14 protein-coding genes are annotated in these 14347 nt (G+C 57.3%); 9 read left to right on the forward strand and 5 right to left on the reverse strand.

The window, feature by feature from the left end:
* Positions 1-6 precede the first annotated feature (6 nt).
* Complete coding sequence (gyrB, locus tag ACTFPK_RS04465; protein WP_274732553.1) at positions 7-2088, reverse strand: DNA topoisomerase (ATP-hydrolyzing) subunit B; 2082 nt, start codon at positions 2086-2088, stop codon at positions 7-9.
* Positions 2089-2236: 148 nt separating this feature from the next.
* On the opposite strand from gyrB, the gene ACTFPK_RS04470 reads away from it, so the two are divergent.
* Positions 2237-2608 carry a metallopeptidase family protein gene (locus ACTFPK_RS04470; RefSeq protein WP_274732654.1) on the forward strand — a complete coding sequence of 124 codons (372 nt, stop codon included), beginning with the start codon at positions 2237-2239 and terminating at the stop codon, positions 2606-2608.
* 9 nt (positions 2609-2617) lie between these two features.
* On the opposite strand, the gene ACTFPK_RS04475 is transcribed toward ACTFPK_RS04470, so the two are convergent.
* From ACTFPK_RS04475 to dnaA, 4 genes are all read right to left on the reverse strand, one after another.
* Positions 2618-3208 carry a DUF721 domain-containing protein gene (locus ACTFPK_RS04475; protein ID WP_274732555.1) on the reverse strand — a complete coding sequence of 197 codons (591 nt, stop codon included), beginning with the start codon at positions 3206-3208 and terminating at the stop codon, positions 2618-2620.
* Positions 3198-4406 carry a DNA replication/repair protein RecF gene (recF, locus tag ACTFPK_RS04480; protein ID WP_274755767.1) on the reverse strand — a complete coding sequence of 403 codons (1209 nt, stop codon included), beginning with the start codon at positions 4404-4406 and terminating at the stop codon, positions 3198-3200. The genes ACTFPK_RS04475 and recF overlap by 11 nt, the downstream gene beginning before the upstream one ends.
* A 13-nt stretch (positions 4407-4419) precedes the next feature.
* Entirely contained in the window at positions 4420-5550 is a 1131-nt protein-coding gene (gene dnaN / locus ACTFPK_RS04485) for a DNA polymerase III subunit beta (protein ID WP_274732559.1), read from the reverse strand.
* Between the two features lie 620 nt (positions 5551-6170).
* Complete coding sequence (gene dnaA / locus ACTFPK_RS04490; RefSeq protein WP_274732561.1) at positions 6171-7814, reverse strand: chromosomal replication initiator protein DnaA; 1644 nt, start codon at positions 7812-7814, stop codon at positions 6171-6173.
* Positions 7815-8296: 482 nt separating this feature from the next.
* Here dnaA and rpmH point away from each other — a divergent pair, with 482 nt between their 5' ends.
* From rpmH to ACTFPK_RS04530, 8 genes are all read left to right on the forward strand, one after another.
* Entirely contained in the window at positions 8297-8437 is a 141-nt protein-coding gene (gene rpmH / locus ACTFPK_RS04495; protein WP_039898524.1) for a 50S ribosomal protein L34, read from the forward strand.
* On the forward strand, positions 8438-8812 hold the full coding sequence (gene rnpA / locus ACTFPK_RS04500; RefSeq protein ID WP_274736454.1) for a ribonuclease P protein component: 375 nt from the start codon (positions 8438-8440) through the stop codon (positions 8810-8812).
* Between the two features lie 47 nt (positions 8813-8859).
* A complete protein-coding gene (gene yidD / locus ACTFPK_RS04505) occupies positions 8860-9186 on the forward strand; it encodes a membrane protein insertion efficiency factor YidD (protein ID WP_274732656.1) in 327 nt (108 codons plus the stop codon).
* A gap of 11 nt (positions 9187-9197) precedes the next feature.
* Positions 9198-10325: a membrane protein insertase YidC gene (gene yidC, locus ACTFPK_RS04510; protein WP_126135093.1), complete on the forward strand. Its 1128-nt coding sequence runs from the start codon at positions 9198-9200 to the stop codon at positions 10323-10325.
* A gap of 112 nt (positions 10326-10437) precedes the next feature.
* Positions 10438-10938 (forward strand): Jag family protein, encoded by a 501-nt coding sequence (locus ACTFPK_RS04515; RefSeq protein ID WP_016442050.1) that lies wholly within the window; start codon positions 10438-10440, stop codon positions 10936-10938.
* A 27-nt stretch (positions 10939-10965) separates the two neighbouring features.
* Positions 10966-11598 carry a 16S rRNA (guanine(527)-N(7))-methyltransferase RsmG gene (gene rsmG / locus ACTFPK_RS04520; RefSeq protein WP_274732570.1) on the forward strand — a complete coding sequence of 211 codons (633 nt, stop codon included), beginning with the start codon at positions 10966-10968 and terminating at the stop codon, positions 11596-11598.
* A 183-nt stretch (positions 11599-11781) separates the two neighbouring features.
* Positions 11782-12723 (forward strand): ParA family protein, encoded by a 942-nt coding sequence (locus ACTFPK_RS04525; RefSeq protein WP_274732573.1) that lies wholly within the window; start codon positions 11782-11784, stop codon positions 12721-12723.
* A gap of 12 nt (positions 12724-12735) precedes the next feature.
* On the forward strand, positions 12736-14064 hold the full coding sequence (locus tag ACTFPK_RS04530; RefSeq protein WP_274732575.1) for a ParB/RepB/Spo0J family partition protein: 1329 nt from the start codon (positions 12736-12738) through the stop codon (positions 14062-14064).
* Positions 14065-14347 lie beyond the last annotated feature (283 nt).

Here is a 14347-nt window from a genome sequence, read left to right on the forward strand (position 1 = left end):
CAAATCCTAGATATCGAGGAAGCGCACGTCGTGCGCATTACGTTGAATGAAGCCGCGGCGGGAATCCACATCTTCGCCCATGAGAACGCTGAAGGTTTCGTCTGTTGCGGCGGCCTCCCCGATGGAGACCTGCTTGAGGGTGCGGAATTCCGGATTCATGGTGGTATCCCACAGTTCTTCCGCGTTCATTTCACCCAGACCCTTGTAGCGCTGGATGCGCTGGGATTCTTCGCGGGGTAGCCGCCAGCCGTTCCCTTTACCTTCTTCGAGAACCTCATCGCGTTCCCGATCCGAGAACACGTAGGAATGCGGGGCATTCGTCCATTTGATGCGGTAGAGCGGGGGCATAGCTAGGAAAACATGCCCGGCTTCGATAAGCGGGCGCATGTAGCGGTACACCAGGGTGAGCAGAAGGGTCGCAATATGCGAGCCGTCCACATCCGCATCGGCCATGAAAATGATCTTGTGATAGCGCAGCTTATCGATATCGAATTCATCACCGATGCCGGTACCGAAAGCGGTGATAAGCGATTGGATGGTATCTGAGGAAAGTGCCCGATCCAGGCGGGCCTTTTCGACGTTGAGGATCTTGCCGCGGATCGGCATGATGGCCTGGTGTTCCGGATCGCGCCCGTTGACGGCGCTACCGCCGGCGGAATCACCCTCCACGATAAAGATTTCGCATTCTTCGGGTTTATTCGAGGTGCAATCCTTCAGCTTGCCCGGCATGGAGGCTGATTCCAGCACGGATTTACGCCGGGTTGCTTCGCGGGCTTTGCGGGCCGCGGCACGGGCGGCAAAAGCCTGGGTGCCCTTGCGAATAATCTCTTTGGCATCGCCCGGGTGGGAATCGAGCCAGTCGCTGAGCTGGGTGTACATCTGCTGCTGCACGAAGGTGCGCGCTTCGGTATTCCCGAGCTTTGTTTTGGTCTGGCCTTCGAACTGAGGATTACCCAGTTTCACAGAGATAACCGCGGTGAGACCTTCACGCACATCATCACCGGAAAGATTCGGGTCCTTATCCTTGAGAAGCCCGTGTTCACGCGCGTACTTGTTAATCACCGAGGTGAGCGCGGACCGGAAGCCCTCTTCGTGCATCCCACCTTCGGTGGTGTTAATCGTATTGGCGAAGGTATTGACCGATTCGGAATAGGCCGAGGTCCACTGCATGGCCACTTCCACTTCGATCTGCTTCTCATCGTCTTCAGCTTCGAAGTAGATAATGTCGTTATTGATGATCTCCGACTTTTTCATCGAGTTGAGGAACTTGACGTAGTCAAGCAAGCCGCCGGAATAGCAATACGATACTTCGCGCTTCGCCGGGACTTCCGCCGCGGTTTCGCTTTCCGCCCCGGTAACTTCATCGCCTTCCGAAGTAGCCGAGGTACGTTCATCAATGAGGTTGATGCGCAGGTTCTTATTGAGGAAGGCCATCTGGTGGAAACGCTTGCGCAGTGTTTCGAAATCATAATCCGTGGTCTCGAAAATATCCGGATTGGCCCAGAACGTTTGGGTGGTTCCCGTTTCGGTGGTTTCTTCCCCGCGTTCAAGTTCCCGGGTGGGGACCCCGTTTTCATAAGCGATCCGCCATACATAACCATCACGCTTGACGATGGTTTCCATCCGGGTGGATAGCGCGTTCACCACGGATACACCCACACCGTGCAGGCCACCGGATACCGCGTAGCCGCCCTGGCCGAATTTACCGCCGGCGTGCAGCACGGTCATAACCACTTCCACCGCGGGGCGCCCCTCGGTGGGGTGCATATCCACGGGGATGCCGCGCCCATTATCTTCCACGCGCACCCCGCCATCCTCACGCAGGGTTACCGTGATGGTATCCGCGTAGCCGGCCAGCGCTTCGTCAACCGAATTGTCCACAACTTCGTAGACCAGATGGTGCAAACCACGTTCCCCGGTGGAGCCGATATACATACCGGGGCGCTTACGTACCGCCTCGAGGCCTTCGAGGACGGTAATATTCGATGCATCATAAGACTGATCGGGGGATACTTCACCGACGTGATGCGCAGGGCTCTGCTGAACCGGGCGCTGTTCCGGCTCGGGATGACTCATTGTTTCCGACACGCGCGGAACACTCCTTCAGGCTAACTCTCAAAAATGGGCCTCTCCCGCGTTGACCGCCGTTCTAGTAGGTACCTACGCTGGAGAGTCCCTCGTCTATTCTAGCCTATAAGCAGCTAAGAAACTGAGACGGAGGACCGCTGTGCTGGAGATGTCCGAGCAAGAATTCGAGGAGGCGGTGGCCGATGCCATCGATCTGCTGCCCGAGGCTTTTCTCGCGTCCCTTCCCAATGTGGTGTTTTTAGTGGAAGAAGAGCCTGAGCCCGATATGCTCCGCCCGGAAGATTACGATGAGAACGGCCACCCCGCGGTGCTCGGTTTTTACGACGGTATAGCGCTAACCGACCGCGGTGACGACGCCGGCTTGCTGCCCGACCGCATCTTTATTTTCCGCGGCCCGCTGATGCGCTGGTGCGAAACGCGCGAAGAATTAGTGGAGGAAATCGGGGTCACCATTATCCACGAGGTCGGGCATTTTTACGGTTTGGACGACGACGCCCTGCACGCCCTGGGCTGGGAATAGCTAGCACAACTACCCGTAGGTATCTCGGGGGCCGCGGCCGGGAACTGAGAGGAGCCCGTGCTTCCAGCTGGGCCGATGCGGGCCCAAAATAACAATATCCTTGACAATCCCCTCCCCTATTTCGGCGGCAATCCGCCCGGACAGGGTGGCAAGGAGCGCGCGCATCTGGGTTTTCCACGAGGTGGAGGAGGCGCGCAGGGTGAGCACGCCGTCGTCGGAAAAATCTTCAATACGGCAGTGCCGCGCCACATTCGGTCCCACGATATCGTCCCAGCGCGCGGAAACAGAGGCAATATCGAGGTGGCTTTGCCAGCCGCGGTCGCGGATGGTTCGGGCCAGGAGTTCACCAACCGGGTGCGGATCGCGCCAGGAGGGCCGAGCCCCAGATCCCACATCACCCCAGCCCGGGCCGGGAGTGGCCACCGGATCACCGATGCGGTCAGCCGCGCCGGCTTCGCCGGGTGCGCCCGTGCCGTTTGCCGCGAGGTACCGGGAAGCCGCGGCGGGCCGGCGGGTGCGCACATCTCCGCGCCGGAAAGCTGCTTCCCGAGCGGCGTCCAGAGCATGAAGTGCGAAGATATCGCCAGCCTCACGCGCCATCGCGGACCTCCTCGGTAATGCTGCCCGCCGCGATATGGAGGCGGTCCCCGCGCAGGGTTTCGGGCAGGTCATCGCCCACCGCCGCGGTCACAATCACCTGGTCGGCCTGGGCCACCAGCTCAGCCAGGCGCTCCCGGCGCCGGGCATCGAGTTCGGCAAAAACATCGTCGAGGAGAAGGATGGGTTCGCCATCTTCGCTCAGTAATTTCCAGCAGGCCAGCCGGAGCGCCAGTGCGTAACTCCAGCTTTCCCCGTGGCTGGCATAGCCTTTAGCCGGCAGGGTTCCTAAAGACAAACGCAGGTCATCGCGGTGCGGGCCCACCAGATTCACGCCGCGCTCAATTTCTTGATCCCGGCGTTCATCGAGTTGGGAACGCAGCAAGGCCCGAGCGGTTTCTACATCACGCAGTGCATCTTCCTGGGCGGTGACGGCGTGGCAGCTGGCGTCGTCGTCGTTTAATAGCGCCGCAGCATCGGGGAGGGTGAAGGTACCGCGCCACGCATTCGCCGCGTAATCAAGGCGGGCGTGCCCGCGGTTACCGGACACGATATTGTACATTTCCGTGACGTACGGGCGGAGCCGCGCCACCAGTTCGGCGCGGGCGGCTACGATCTGGGCGGCCAGCCCGGCCAGCTGCTCATCCCACACATCAATAGCGGCGTGATCCACGCTTTTTCCGCGCCGGCGGGCGGCCCCGGCAGTTTTCAGGAGGGCGGCACGCTGGCGGATCACCCGTTCGTACTCACTTTTCACCGCAGCGAGACGCGGGCGAAGCTGCACCATGAGGTCATCCAGGAAAGCACGCCGCACCGCCGGTTCCCCGCGCACCAGGGAAAGATCTTCGGGTGCGAAAAGCACCGCGCGGATAGTCCCGAGAATCTCTATCGGGCGCACATTACCGCGATTGAGGCGGGCTCGGTTAGCGCGCCCGGCATAGATTTCTACGTCCACGGTGGTCGGTGATTCGCCGCGCATCACCCGTGCCTGCACCACGCCGGCGGTCGCGCCCTGGCGAATCAGTGCATTATCGGAGGAAACTCGATGGGAGGTGAGGGTGGCGAGGTAGGCGATGGCCTCCACCAGATTGGTTTTCCCCTGACCGTTCTCGCCCACGAGGATAGTCACCCCGGGGCGAAAACGAGCCACTTCACGCCGGTAGTTACGAAAATCCGCCAGCGCTAAGTCAGAGATGTACACTCACACCCGCGCCTTAGGAGTAGGTGCGAATCGGCATGAGGAGGAGGCGGAACTCATCCGTATCGGAGCCGTTTTCTTCGGGTTGGCCGGTAATAACGGCCGGTTTCGTGGGGCTGGTGAAGGAGAGGCGCACGAAAGGCGTATCTACCGCGGTCAGGCCATCTTGCAGGTAGGCCGGGTTGAAAGCCATCGCAATATCTTCCCCGGTGAGGGTGGCCGGCAGGGCTTCGCTGGTTTGCGCCGAATCATTTTGACCGGCATCCAGTACCACGCTACCTTCGGTAAAGCTCAGGCGCACCGCACTATTCTTTTCGACGACGAGCCGCGCGCGCTTAATGGCATCGAGCAGCATCAGGCGGTCAATCACCGCGTACCCGTTGACGGTATCCGGGAAGAGTGCCCGGACCTGCGGATAATCCCCGTCAATGAGGCGAGCCACGTTCTGGCGGTCCGCAGCGCGGAAACCAATGAGGCCGGTGCGGCCGGTGGTATCGAGGGTCATGCGCACATTACCGACGGAACCGAGAGACTTGGCGATATCGGAAAGCCGGCTGGCCCGCACCAGAATTCGCGCGGAAATCTGCGGATCTTCCGGTTCCCAGGTGAGGTTGGCGATGGCCAGGCGGTAGCGGTCAGTTGCCATGAGGGCAATATTTTCGCCGTTGATTTCGATGCAGACCGAGACGAGGAGCGGGAGGGTGTCATCGGTGGAGGCGGCGGTAACGGCCTGGGCAACTGCATGTTGCCAGGCCGCGCCGTCTACCACGCCCGATACTCCATCGAGGGGCGGGGCAGCCGGGTAGTCTTCCAGCGGCATCGAGGTCATGACCATGCGCGAGGAGCCGCATTGGAGATCAAGTTTGGTGCCTTCGACCGTGAGATCAATGGGCTTATTGGGGAGCGCGCGGGCATATTCGGCCAGCAGGCGCCCGTGCACCAAAATGGTTCCGGCTTCTTCTACATCACCGGTAATTTCAGCGTAGGAGGAAATATCAGGATCATACGAGGAGAGTGCAACGACGCCGGTGTCTTTAGCTTCGATTTTGATCCCGGAAAGGATGGGCAGCGAAGGGCGGGTGGGGATAGTGCGTGCCGTCCACGAGACGGCGTCCGCGAAGACATCGTGTTCAATCCGCAATTTCACAGCGAACCTTCCTCCCAATGACAAGAACTTCTAGAGCTACTTTACGCGAGGGAAGGCCCGGAAGGAAAAGAATTTAGCGGCTTTGTAATTACAACGGTGTAGTTTATCGCGGCGGGTGCACAGGCCCTCGGCGACCGGTTGTTGTTCATGCGGGTGTTAATAGGTAGTGGTAGTAGTAGGTGCTGTGGACACTGTGGAAATGTGTTCGAAACGGCGTGCGCATGCGATTTCTGCTTGTGGATGAGCCTGTGGACGGCATTGTGGATAAGAGGTGCTTTCGGGGGATGAGACACTTGAGCCCGAATGCTATCCACCGCTAGATCCCGCCAATCCGCTTAATTTGAGCTGGTATCCACAGCTTATCCGCAAGCCCTGTGGATAGCCTTGATCCTGGTGTGTGAGCGAAGAAATAGGGATATATATCAGGCTGATTTGTGAGACGAGGTGGCTATGGAGGCAGGTGGCTGCGGCGTCGTACTCAATGTGTCGCACGCGCGCACCGGCCCCGGTGCCAAGGCAAACAGATTCTCCCCCGGCGTGCGCCGCGGTTGGCGTTACCGATGTAGAGAGTTACCCGGCCTGGTTTATAGAGTTACCGGGCTTGAGCTATCCGGCCTAAGCTACCCGGCCTGGCTGGCCGCCTGCTTAATACGCACGGAGAGTTCGGAGACCTGGTTATAGGTGGTCTGCCGCTCGGCCATCTGCTTATCGATTTTCCGATAGGCGTGCATGACGGTGGTGTGGTCGCGTCCGCCGAAAAGTGAACCGATCTTCGGGAGGGAAAGATCTGTCATTTCCCGGCACAGATACATGGCGATTTGCCGCGCAGTAACAGGAATTCGGGAGCGATCCGCGCTGGTGAGATCGTCAATGGTGATGGAGAAGTAATTCGCCGTTTGCGCCATGATGAGGCTCGGTTTGATATCCACCGAATCTGGATTGGTAATGAGATCTTTGAGGACCATCTCGGATAGCGTGAGTGAAACCGGTTGCTTGGATAGATCCGCGAAAGCGGTGACTCGCCGCAGCGCACCTTCCATTTCGCGCACATTCGTGGTCATATGCGTGGCGATATATTCATGCACCTCGCGCGGGACGCTAATGCCGTCCACATGCGCTTTCTTTTCCAGAATGGCGATACGGGTTTCCAGATTCGGGCGGTCAATACTTGCCACCACCCCGGAGTTAAAACGCGAAAGCATCCGCTCTTCGAAGCCGTTGAGCAGATTCGGGGCCACATCGGAGGTAATAACAATCTGCTTATTGGAATTCGTGAGGGCGTTGAAGGTGTGGAAGAACTCTTCCACAGTGGTATCACGCCCGCCAATGAATTGGATATCGTCGATAAGAAGAATGTCGACCTTGCGGAAAGAATCCTTGAATTCGCTTTGCCGCCCGTCACGCACCGCGTTAATAAAAGCATTGGTGAACTCTTCGGCGCTGATATAGCGCACGTGAATATTCGGGTAGAGCGAGAGTGCGTAATTCCCGATCGCGTGCATGAGATGGGTTTTCCCCATCCCGGAATCCGAATAGAGGAACAGCGGGTTATAGGTGGTTCCCGGCGCTTCGGAGACCGCTAGCGACGTGGCGGTAGGAAAACGGTTCGAATCCCCGATAACAAAATTATCGAACGTGTATTTCGGGTTGAGACCGGCGGCGGTGGAGATCGCCGCAAAAGAAGGATCTGCGGAATTCCCGTAGATCTTTTCTTCCCCGGAGGCCATCGCCAAAGTTGCGAGCGAGGTCGGTTCAGTTTTTTCGACCGGTGCGCTTACGTGCGGGGTAGTACGGGCCGACGGCGCAGCTGCGGCCACCGGTTCGGCGGGCACATCGGGATAAGTTCCCGGTTCTTCCAGGGTGAAATCCCGATAGGTAGCGGACTTATTCCATTCCGAATCCGGAGAAAGAGCGGTGGGAGTTTCCACGCGGCGCGGCGCCGGGGCGGTCTCCACCGGGCGAGACTCCCGGCGTTCCGCAGCCGGGAGCGGGGATTCATTGACGCTTGGATCAATGGAAATAACCAAGCGGATGCTGTGGCCAAGGATATTGGAAAGCGCCCCGGTCATCAGATCAGCAACGTGTTCTTCGATCCAATTCTTCACGAATTCGGATCCCACCACGATCATGAAAATGTCCTCGGCGGTGGCGAGCGGATGGGCCATGCGCACAAAAGCGGATTGTGAATCGGAGAGGTCGCCCTGCATACGCAGCAATTCCAAGGCGGCAAGCCAAGCATCGCGCGCGGGGTTCATCTCCGCCATGACATCCTCCTGAGGACTCTTCTAAGAAAAAAGGGGGCGAGCCTCGCAGCCAGGTGATCCGAGCGCCGTTGATGATCACGACTGTAAGTTTCACGGTATCTGGTGAGGCCATGCCCTATCTCTGTCTGCCTATCGTAGGTGAATGACGCGCAACACGCTAACAAGTTATCCACAGGCTTCTCCACACCTGTGGAAATTACACCTCTGTTATTCACAGGTCACTTGCGCGCTGTGGAGCCTTAAAAACCTATCCTCAATCTTTTCCACAGATGTGTATAGTCCGAAAAAATTGCTTCGGTACGTGTTTTCTCACAGTGATCATCCTTGAGATAACGGTCACCGCACGCTAAAACCCTTTGACTCATCGCCTGGATCTCGCGTAAAGTCATCTAGTCCATGCGTGGTTCAGCCGCGCGTATTTGTTAGGAAGGGCCGCCACCGGTTGTGGATAAGCCCGTCAATATCTAGTGGAGGGGATCACCGTGGTTAAGCGGACTTTCCAGCCGAATAATCGCCGTCGCGCTAAGGTACACGGTTTCCGCAAGCGCATGTCGACCCGCGCAGGTCGCGCTGTTCTGGCAGCTCGCCGTCGCAAGGGTCGCGCCAAGATTTCGGCTCAGTAAATGCTTCCAGCCGTTCACCGCATGCGGAGTTCGGCGGATTTCGACTCGGCCTTTTCCGGAACGCGCGGCTCTACGCGGCGCGTCCAAGTCATCCTCGGCTCCCAGTCGGAATCGACCCTAACCGGCCCTCACCCTGTGCGGGTCGGTTTTGTCGTATCCAAAGCCGTGGGTAATTCCGTGGTGCGGCATCGGGTATACCGGCAGCTGCGCCATCTTATGCATGCACGCCTCAGTTTTTTTGACGACGGCGATCTCGTCGTCGTTCGCGCTTTTCCCGCCGCGGCGGGAAGCAGCAGCGCGCAACTCGGTGAGGATGTGGATCGTGCGCTCGCCAAGGCATGCGCGCACCGTTCTCGGGCGGTGAGCACAGCGTGAGCGCGGCGGGGGCAAGCGTGAAACCGCACGGGCAACGCAACGAAAGTATGCTGGTACGGGCAGTGCGCTGGTACCAACGCACCATCTCAGCCGCACGTCCCCCGCGGTGCCGCTACGCACCGAGCTGTTCGGCCTATGCGATACAAGCCATACAGATTCATGGGACCGGCAAAGGTACACTTTTAACCGTGTGGCGCTTGCTACGGTGCAACCCGTTGACGAAGGGCGGCGTAGATCGAGTGCCACCACCGGGTCAGTGGCCAAAGAAACCATTGGACCAAGATGAGCTTCTCGAGCTTTACGCCAAAGAAGACGCGTTAGACGATAAGAACAACGCTACGGGCAGTCCCAACCAGGATCGTCCAATAGCGTGAGGAGAAACTAAGTGGATACAATTCTCGCTCCGTTTATGTGGGCGGTCTCGTGGGTGATGTACGGCATCCACGAAGGACTCGTACTCCTGGGTATGAACCAGGGCGCCGGGCCGGCGTGGGTATGCGCCATTGTCGGCCTGACCATTGTGGTTCGTCTGCTCATCTTGCCGCTGTATAACCGGCAGATTCGTGCTTCGCGGGCGATGCAGGTGCTGCAACCCGATATTCAGAAGCTGCAGAAGAAGTACAAGGGGAAGCGGGACCAGGTGTCCATGCAGCGCCAGCAGGAAGAACTGCAGGCGCTCTACCGCAAACACGGGGCCTCCCCCATGGCGTCGTGCTGGCCGATGCTCGTGCAGATGCCGATTCTTTTCTCCCTGTACCGGGTGCTTATTAACTTCCCCTCCATTGCGACGGGCAAGCGTGGCCCCATCGGGCCGATTACGCAGTCGGTTGCGCAGGACTTCGAGGACACCACGTTCTTCGGTGCTCCTATGTCCGCCACCATTTCCACCGCGGGTCAATTTGCTAATGCCACCCAGGTGCGGATTGTCGCCGTCGTTCTTGTTGTCATCATGATCCTCAGCATGTTCTGGACTCAGCGTCAGCTCATGACGAAGAATATGCCGGAACAGAAGGATCCGAATAACGCGGCTCTGCGCATGCAACGCATGATGCTCTACGGTATGCCGCTGATTTATGTCTTCTCCGGTGCGGTGTTCCCGGTGGGCGTGCTTATCTACTGGTGCGCCGGTAACCTCTGGAATATGTGCCAGCAGAGCTGGTTCATTCGGCACAACCCCACCCCCGGTTCGCGGGCCTATATCGAGCGGGAAAAGCGCATTCTGGAAAAGCGTAAGCGCAAGGGACTCACCGATGAAGAGATTGCCGAACTGGAAGCTGAGGAGCAGAAGGGCGGCCAGCGTTATCAGCCGATGAGCAAGGAACGCGCGAAGAAAGCCGGGCTGAGTCCCGATGCGTATATGCCGCGGCCGGAAGATGAGGGCGACGACGATAAGCCCGCCGTCGGTAAAGATGGTTTGACGGATGAAGAACGTGCTCGGAAGCGCTACGAACGCCGGCAGGCTGAACGGGCTCGCGCCCGCGCCAAGAAGAATAAGAAAAACCGCGGTAAGTAACATGCGGCTACCGGTGTAGAACAAGCTAAACTTAGTCAAAGAAAAGGAACGGACGGGTTGCGCAACATCTTGGCAGCCCCAGAAGGGGATCCCCCGGATACCAGGAGAAAGAATGAGCGAAACGTCTGAGGATATTAAGAAGCTTGATCGCGAAGGCGATATTGCGGCTGACTACCTCGAAGAACTGCTGGATATTGCTGATCTCGACGGCGATATTGATATTTCGATTGACGAAGATCGTGCCACGATTGCCATTGTCACCGAGGGTGAAGCCGATGAGCGGCTGCGGCGCCTGGTGGGCCGGCACGGTGCGACCCTCAATGCGCTCCAGGATTTGACCCGCCTTGCGGTTCAGGAAAAGACCGGGGAACGCTCGCGTCTCATGCTGGATATCGCGGGCTACCGCGATGAGCGGCGCGCCAAGATTGAAGAAATCGCTGCCGAAGCTATCCGCGAGGTACAGGAAACCGGCGACGAAATCGAGTTGGATCCCATGAATCCCTTCGAGCGCAAGGTTGTGCATGATGCTGCTGCTGCCGCCGGGCTTGTTTCCGATTCTGAAGGTGTAGGCGCGGGGCGTCACGTGGTTATCAAGCCCGCGGACGAGGATTAATACGCATATATGGCGGAAGAACATCCTATGATCGAGGTTCCTCCTGCCGCCGGTGCTGAACACTTCGGCACGGCGACATGGGGAACCTTGCTTCATTTTGCGCGTCTGCTTGAAGAGGAAGGCGAGGTACGCGGGCTGGTGGGTCCGCGCGAACTGGGTCGCTTATGGTCCCGTCACCTTCTCAATTCGTTAGCTATCGAGGAATTCATCCCCGTGAATGCCACGGTGGGCGATGTGGGTTCCGGGGCTGGTTTTCCGGGGATCGTATTGGCGATTGTGCGGCCGGACGTTACCGTGACTCTGATTGAATCGATGGAGCGCCGCACCGAATGGCTACGCTACGTGGTGGGCGAATTAGGCTTGCGAAATGTCAAGGTGCGCACCGCCCGTGCGGAACAGCTCAAAGGTCGTTTCGCTGCGGATATTGTGACTGCCCGCGCGGTGGCGGCTCTCAAGAAACTACTGCCGTGGACGATGCCGCTAGTTAAACCCGGAGGGCGTTTGGTCGCTCTCAAGGGTGAGCGCGCCGCCCAAGAAATTGACGACGCTGCAGCGCAATTGCAGCGTTACGGCGCCGTGGAGGTGACAGTGCATGCGGTGGTTCCCTTCGGAACTGCGGAGGCTACCCGAGTTGTGGAGGTAACCAAAAAGGCATCCTAGCGGGGTAGTTCCTCGGCGTGAGTCATAGGTTGAGGAGCTTCGGAGGCCCATAAAAACGAACATATGTTCGGTTGGTATTAGTGATGCTTAGATTGCGGGAGCGGTGGCCGTGACCCAGCTGACGACGGCACTGAGGGCGCTTGATACCGGCTAGAATATTCTGAGGTAAGGAGGGCGTTATTTATGAGTGATCCCCGGAAAAAAGTTGGACGTCGTGCTGCACCGAGTTCGGCACCTGCCCCTGCACCACAGGATCGGGACACTCCGATCGCCCGTGAACTTCGCGAGGATTTCAAGCGCCTTAAGAAGGTAAAAGCGAGTAAATTCCAGAAGCCGGAGCATACTCGTGTTGTTGCGGTGACTAATCAAAAGGGTGGCGTTGGTAAAACCACGACCGCTGTTAATATGGCGGCAGCCCTTGCTCTTAACGGTATGCGAGTGTTGCTTGTTGATGCTGACGCGCAGGGGAATGCTTCGACCGGCTTGGGAATTAGCCCGCAAGAGGAACGTACTGACGTTTACGAAGTATTCAAGGGTGAAGCTAAGCTCGAGGATGTTCTTATCGAACTTGAAGAGATCCCGAATCTCTACGTGGCACCCTCGAGTATCACCTTGGCCGCGGTTGATTTTGAATTAGGCCAGGTACCTGGGCGGTACTCTATTTTGCGCGAGGCGATCCGGGAAACTATGGATAGTTTTGCGGAGCAGGGTAAGGCCTTTGACTTTGTATTCATTGACTGCCCCCCAAGTATGGCGTTGTTACCGGTAAGTGCGTTGGTCGCGGCTGATGAGGTGCTGGTTCCTATTCAGGCTGAGTTCTATGCTCTCCAGGGTGTAGCTCAATTGGTACAAACGGTTGAGGATGTGCGCTCATCACGAAACGAGAAGCTGCATATCTCGGCATTTATCGTGACCATGGTAGATACTCGCACAAATCTTGCGAAAGACGTATCGGAAGAAGTGCGTTCACACTTCGGTGACCGGGTGCTTCATACGGAGATTCCCCGATCTGTGGCGGCGGCGGAAGCGCCGTCTTTCGGGAAAAGTGTTCTCACCCATGACCCTCGAAATCGCGCTGCCATCGCCTATCTTGCGGCAGCAAAAGAATTTTCAGCTCTCTCATAGTTAGGAATCATCGTGGCAACTCGTAAACGGCGCGGTTTAGGTAGTGGACTCGGGGCCCTCATTCCACCGGAACAGGCAGAGAATACTGAAAGCCCAATCGACATCTTTTTCGGAACTGTGAAGAAGAAGGATGAGAGTTCGCATAAGGATGAGGATTCGGAGAGTTTCAGCAGCGGTCAAGGTGGTATTCCGTCCGCTTCGGAGGAAGATCCCTTGCCCGCGGTGGATGTGCACCAGAAGGATCTCTCTGATGAGGTCAGTCCCTTAGACCTTGGATATGGTACAGCAGGAGAGAATGTTTCACGTGAAACATCGGGCGGCTCTCGGCGTGTAGCTTCGAAACAATCGGCTGATATGCCAAAGAAGAAACCTGCCAGTAAAAATTCCAAAACTGATGGCGTCCTATCAGAATCAAAGAGTGATAGTGGCGCGGCTGGCAATGTTTCACGTGAAACATCAGAGGATGCTGACCTTGTTGCGGTTCCCGGTGCGACCTACGGCGAGATTGATGTAACTATTATTGTTCCCAATCATGCGCAGCCTCGTACCAATTTCGACGAGGATGATTTAGAGGAACTTGCACAGTCGATTAAGGAAGTAGGCGTTCTACAGCCTATCGTTATTCGGCCACTGAGTGAGCCTTTGGATGAGCAGCCAGATGCGAGGTACGAGCTCATTATGGGTGAACGCCGCTGGCGTGCGAGCCAGCGGGCTGGCTTAACCCATATTCCCGCTATTATTCGGCGTACCTCAGATGAAGATGTGCTGCGGGACGCTCTTCTGGAGAATTTACACCGTGCAGATCTAAATCCGCTAGAAGAAGCTGCTGCTTACCAGCAATTACTAGAGGACTTCCAATGTACTCAGGATGAGCTCGCGAAGAGGATTGCGCGGTCACGCCCGCAAATTACTAATACCTTGCGACTTTTGAAGCTCCCCGCTTTAGTACAGCGGAGAGTTGCGGCGGGCGTGCTATCTTCAGGGCATGCGCGTGCGCTTCTTGGTCTCGCTGATGCTGGCGCTATGGAACGCCTTGCCCAACGGATCGTTGCGGAAGGACTTTCCGTTCGTGCTGTGGAAGAGATTGTCGCCCTCGGTGATGAATCAACGCCGGCGGCACCGCGCCGAGCTCGGGTCAGGCGCTTTGAACACGAGCTAAATTCCGTGGCCAACCAATTGGGTGATCGCCTCAATACGCGGGTCAAAGTCGATATGGGCCGCACGAAGGGAACTATGCGAATCGATTTTGGTTCTCTCGAGGATCTCAATCGGATTTTGAGCGTTCTGGCACCGGATGTGGAGGGCGTCAATCTTCCTCATGAAGATAGTAGCGAAGCATAAACCGCTGAGCTTTCTTGTTACAGGGCAATGTTTCATGTGAAACATTGCCCTGATTTATATTCGAATGTTGGCAACGTGGCATTTCTTAGATCGGGGTCGTGGTGCTTGGTGCGTGGCGGTACTTCCCTCATGTTTCACGTGAAACATATCCGATGCCGGCTTTAAATCGGTGATGATGCTGTGATTATGGAATAGCGCTAATGGCGGCTTTAAAGGAAGCGGGCAATGTTTCACGTGAAACATTGCCCGCGCCATGGGGATATCCCCAATATAACTATTGTTA

Source organism: Actinotignum sp. UMB0459 (assembly GCF_051905915.1).
GTDB lineage: Bacteria > Actinomycetota > Actinomycetes > Actinomycetales > Actinomycetaceae > Actinotignum > Actinotignum sanguinis.

What these genes read in the sequence shown, in the direction of transcription:
- ACTFPK_RS04470 (WP_274732654.1), top strand. Translation starts at nt 2,237, where the DNA reads ATGTCCGAGCAAGAATTCGAGGAGGCGGTGGCCGATGCCATCGATCTG.
- ACTFPK_RS04475 (WP_274732555.1), bottom strand. Translation starts at nt 3,208, where the DNA reads ATGGCGCGTGAGGCTGGCGATATCTTCGCACTTCATGCTCTGGACGCC.
- dnaA (WP_274732561.1), bottom strand. Translation starts at nt 7,814, where the DNA reads ATGGCGGAGATGAACCCCGCGCGCGATGCTTGGCTTGCCGCCTTGGAA.
- rnpA (WP_274736454.1), top strand. Translation starts at nt 8,438, where the DNA reads ATGCTTCCAGCCGTTCACCGCATGCGGAGTTCGGCGGATTTCGACTCG.
- yidD (WP_274732656.1), top strand. Translation starts at nt 8,860, where the DNA reads ATGCTGGTACGGGCAGTGCGCTGGTACCAACGCACCATCTCAGCCGCA.
- ACTFPK_RS04515 (WP_016442050.1), top strand. Translation starts at nt 10,438, where the DNA reads ATGAGCGAAACGTCTGAGGATATTAAGAAGCTTGATCGCGAAGGCGAT.
- rsmG (WP_274732570.1), top strand. Translation starts at nt 10,966, where the DNA reads ATGATCGAGGTTCCTCCTGCCGCCGGTGCTGAACACTTCGGCACGGCG.
- ACTFPK_RS04525 (WP_274732573.1), top strand. Translation starts at nt 11,782, where the DNA reads ATGAGTGATCCCCGGAAAAAAGTTGGACGTCGTGCTGCACCGAGTTCG.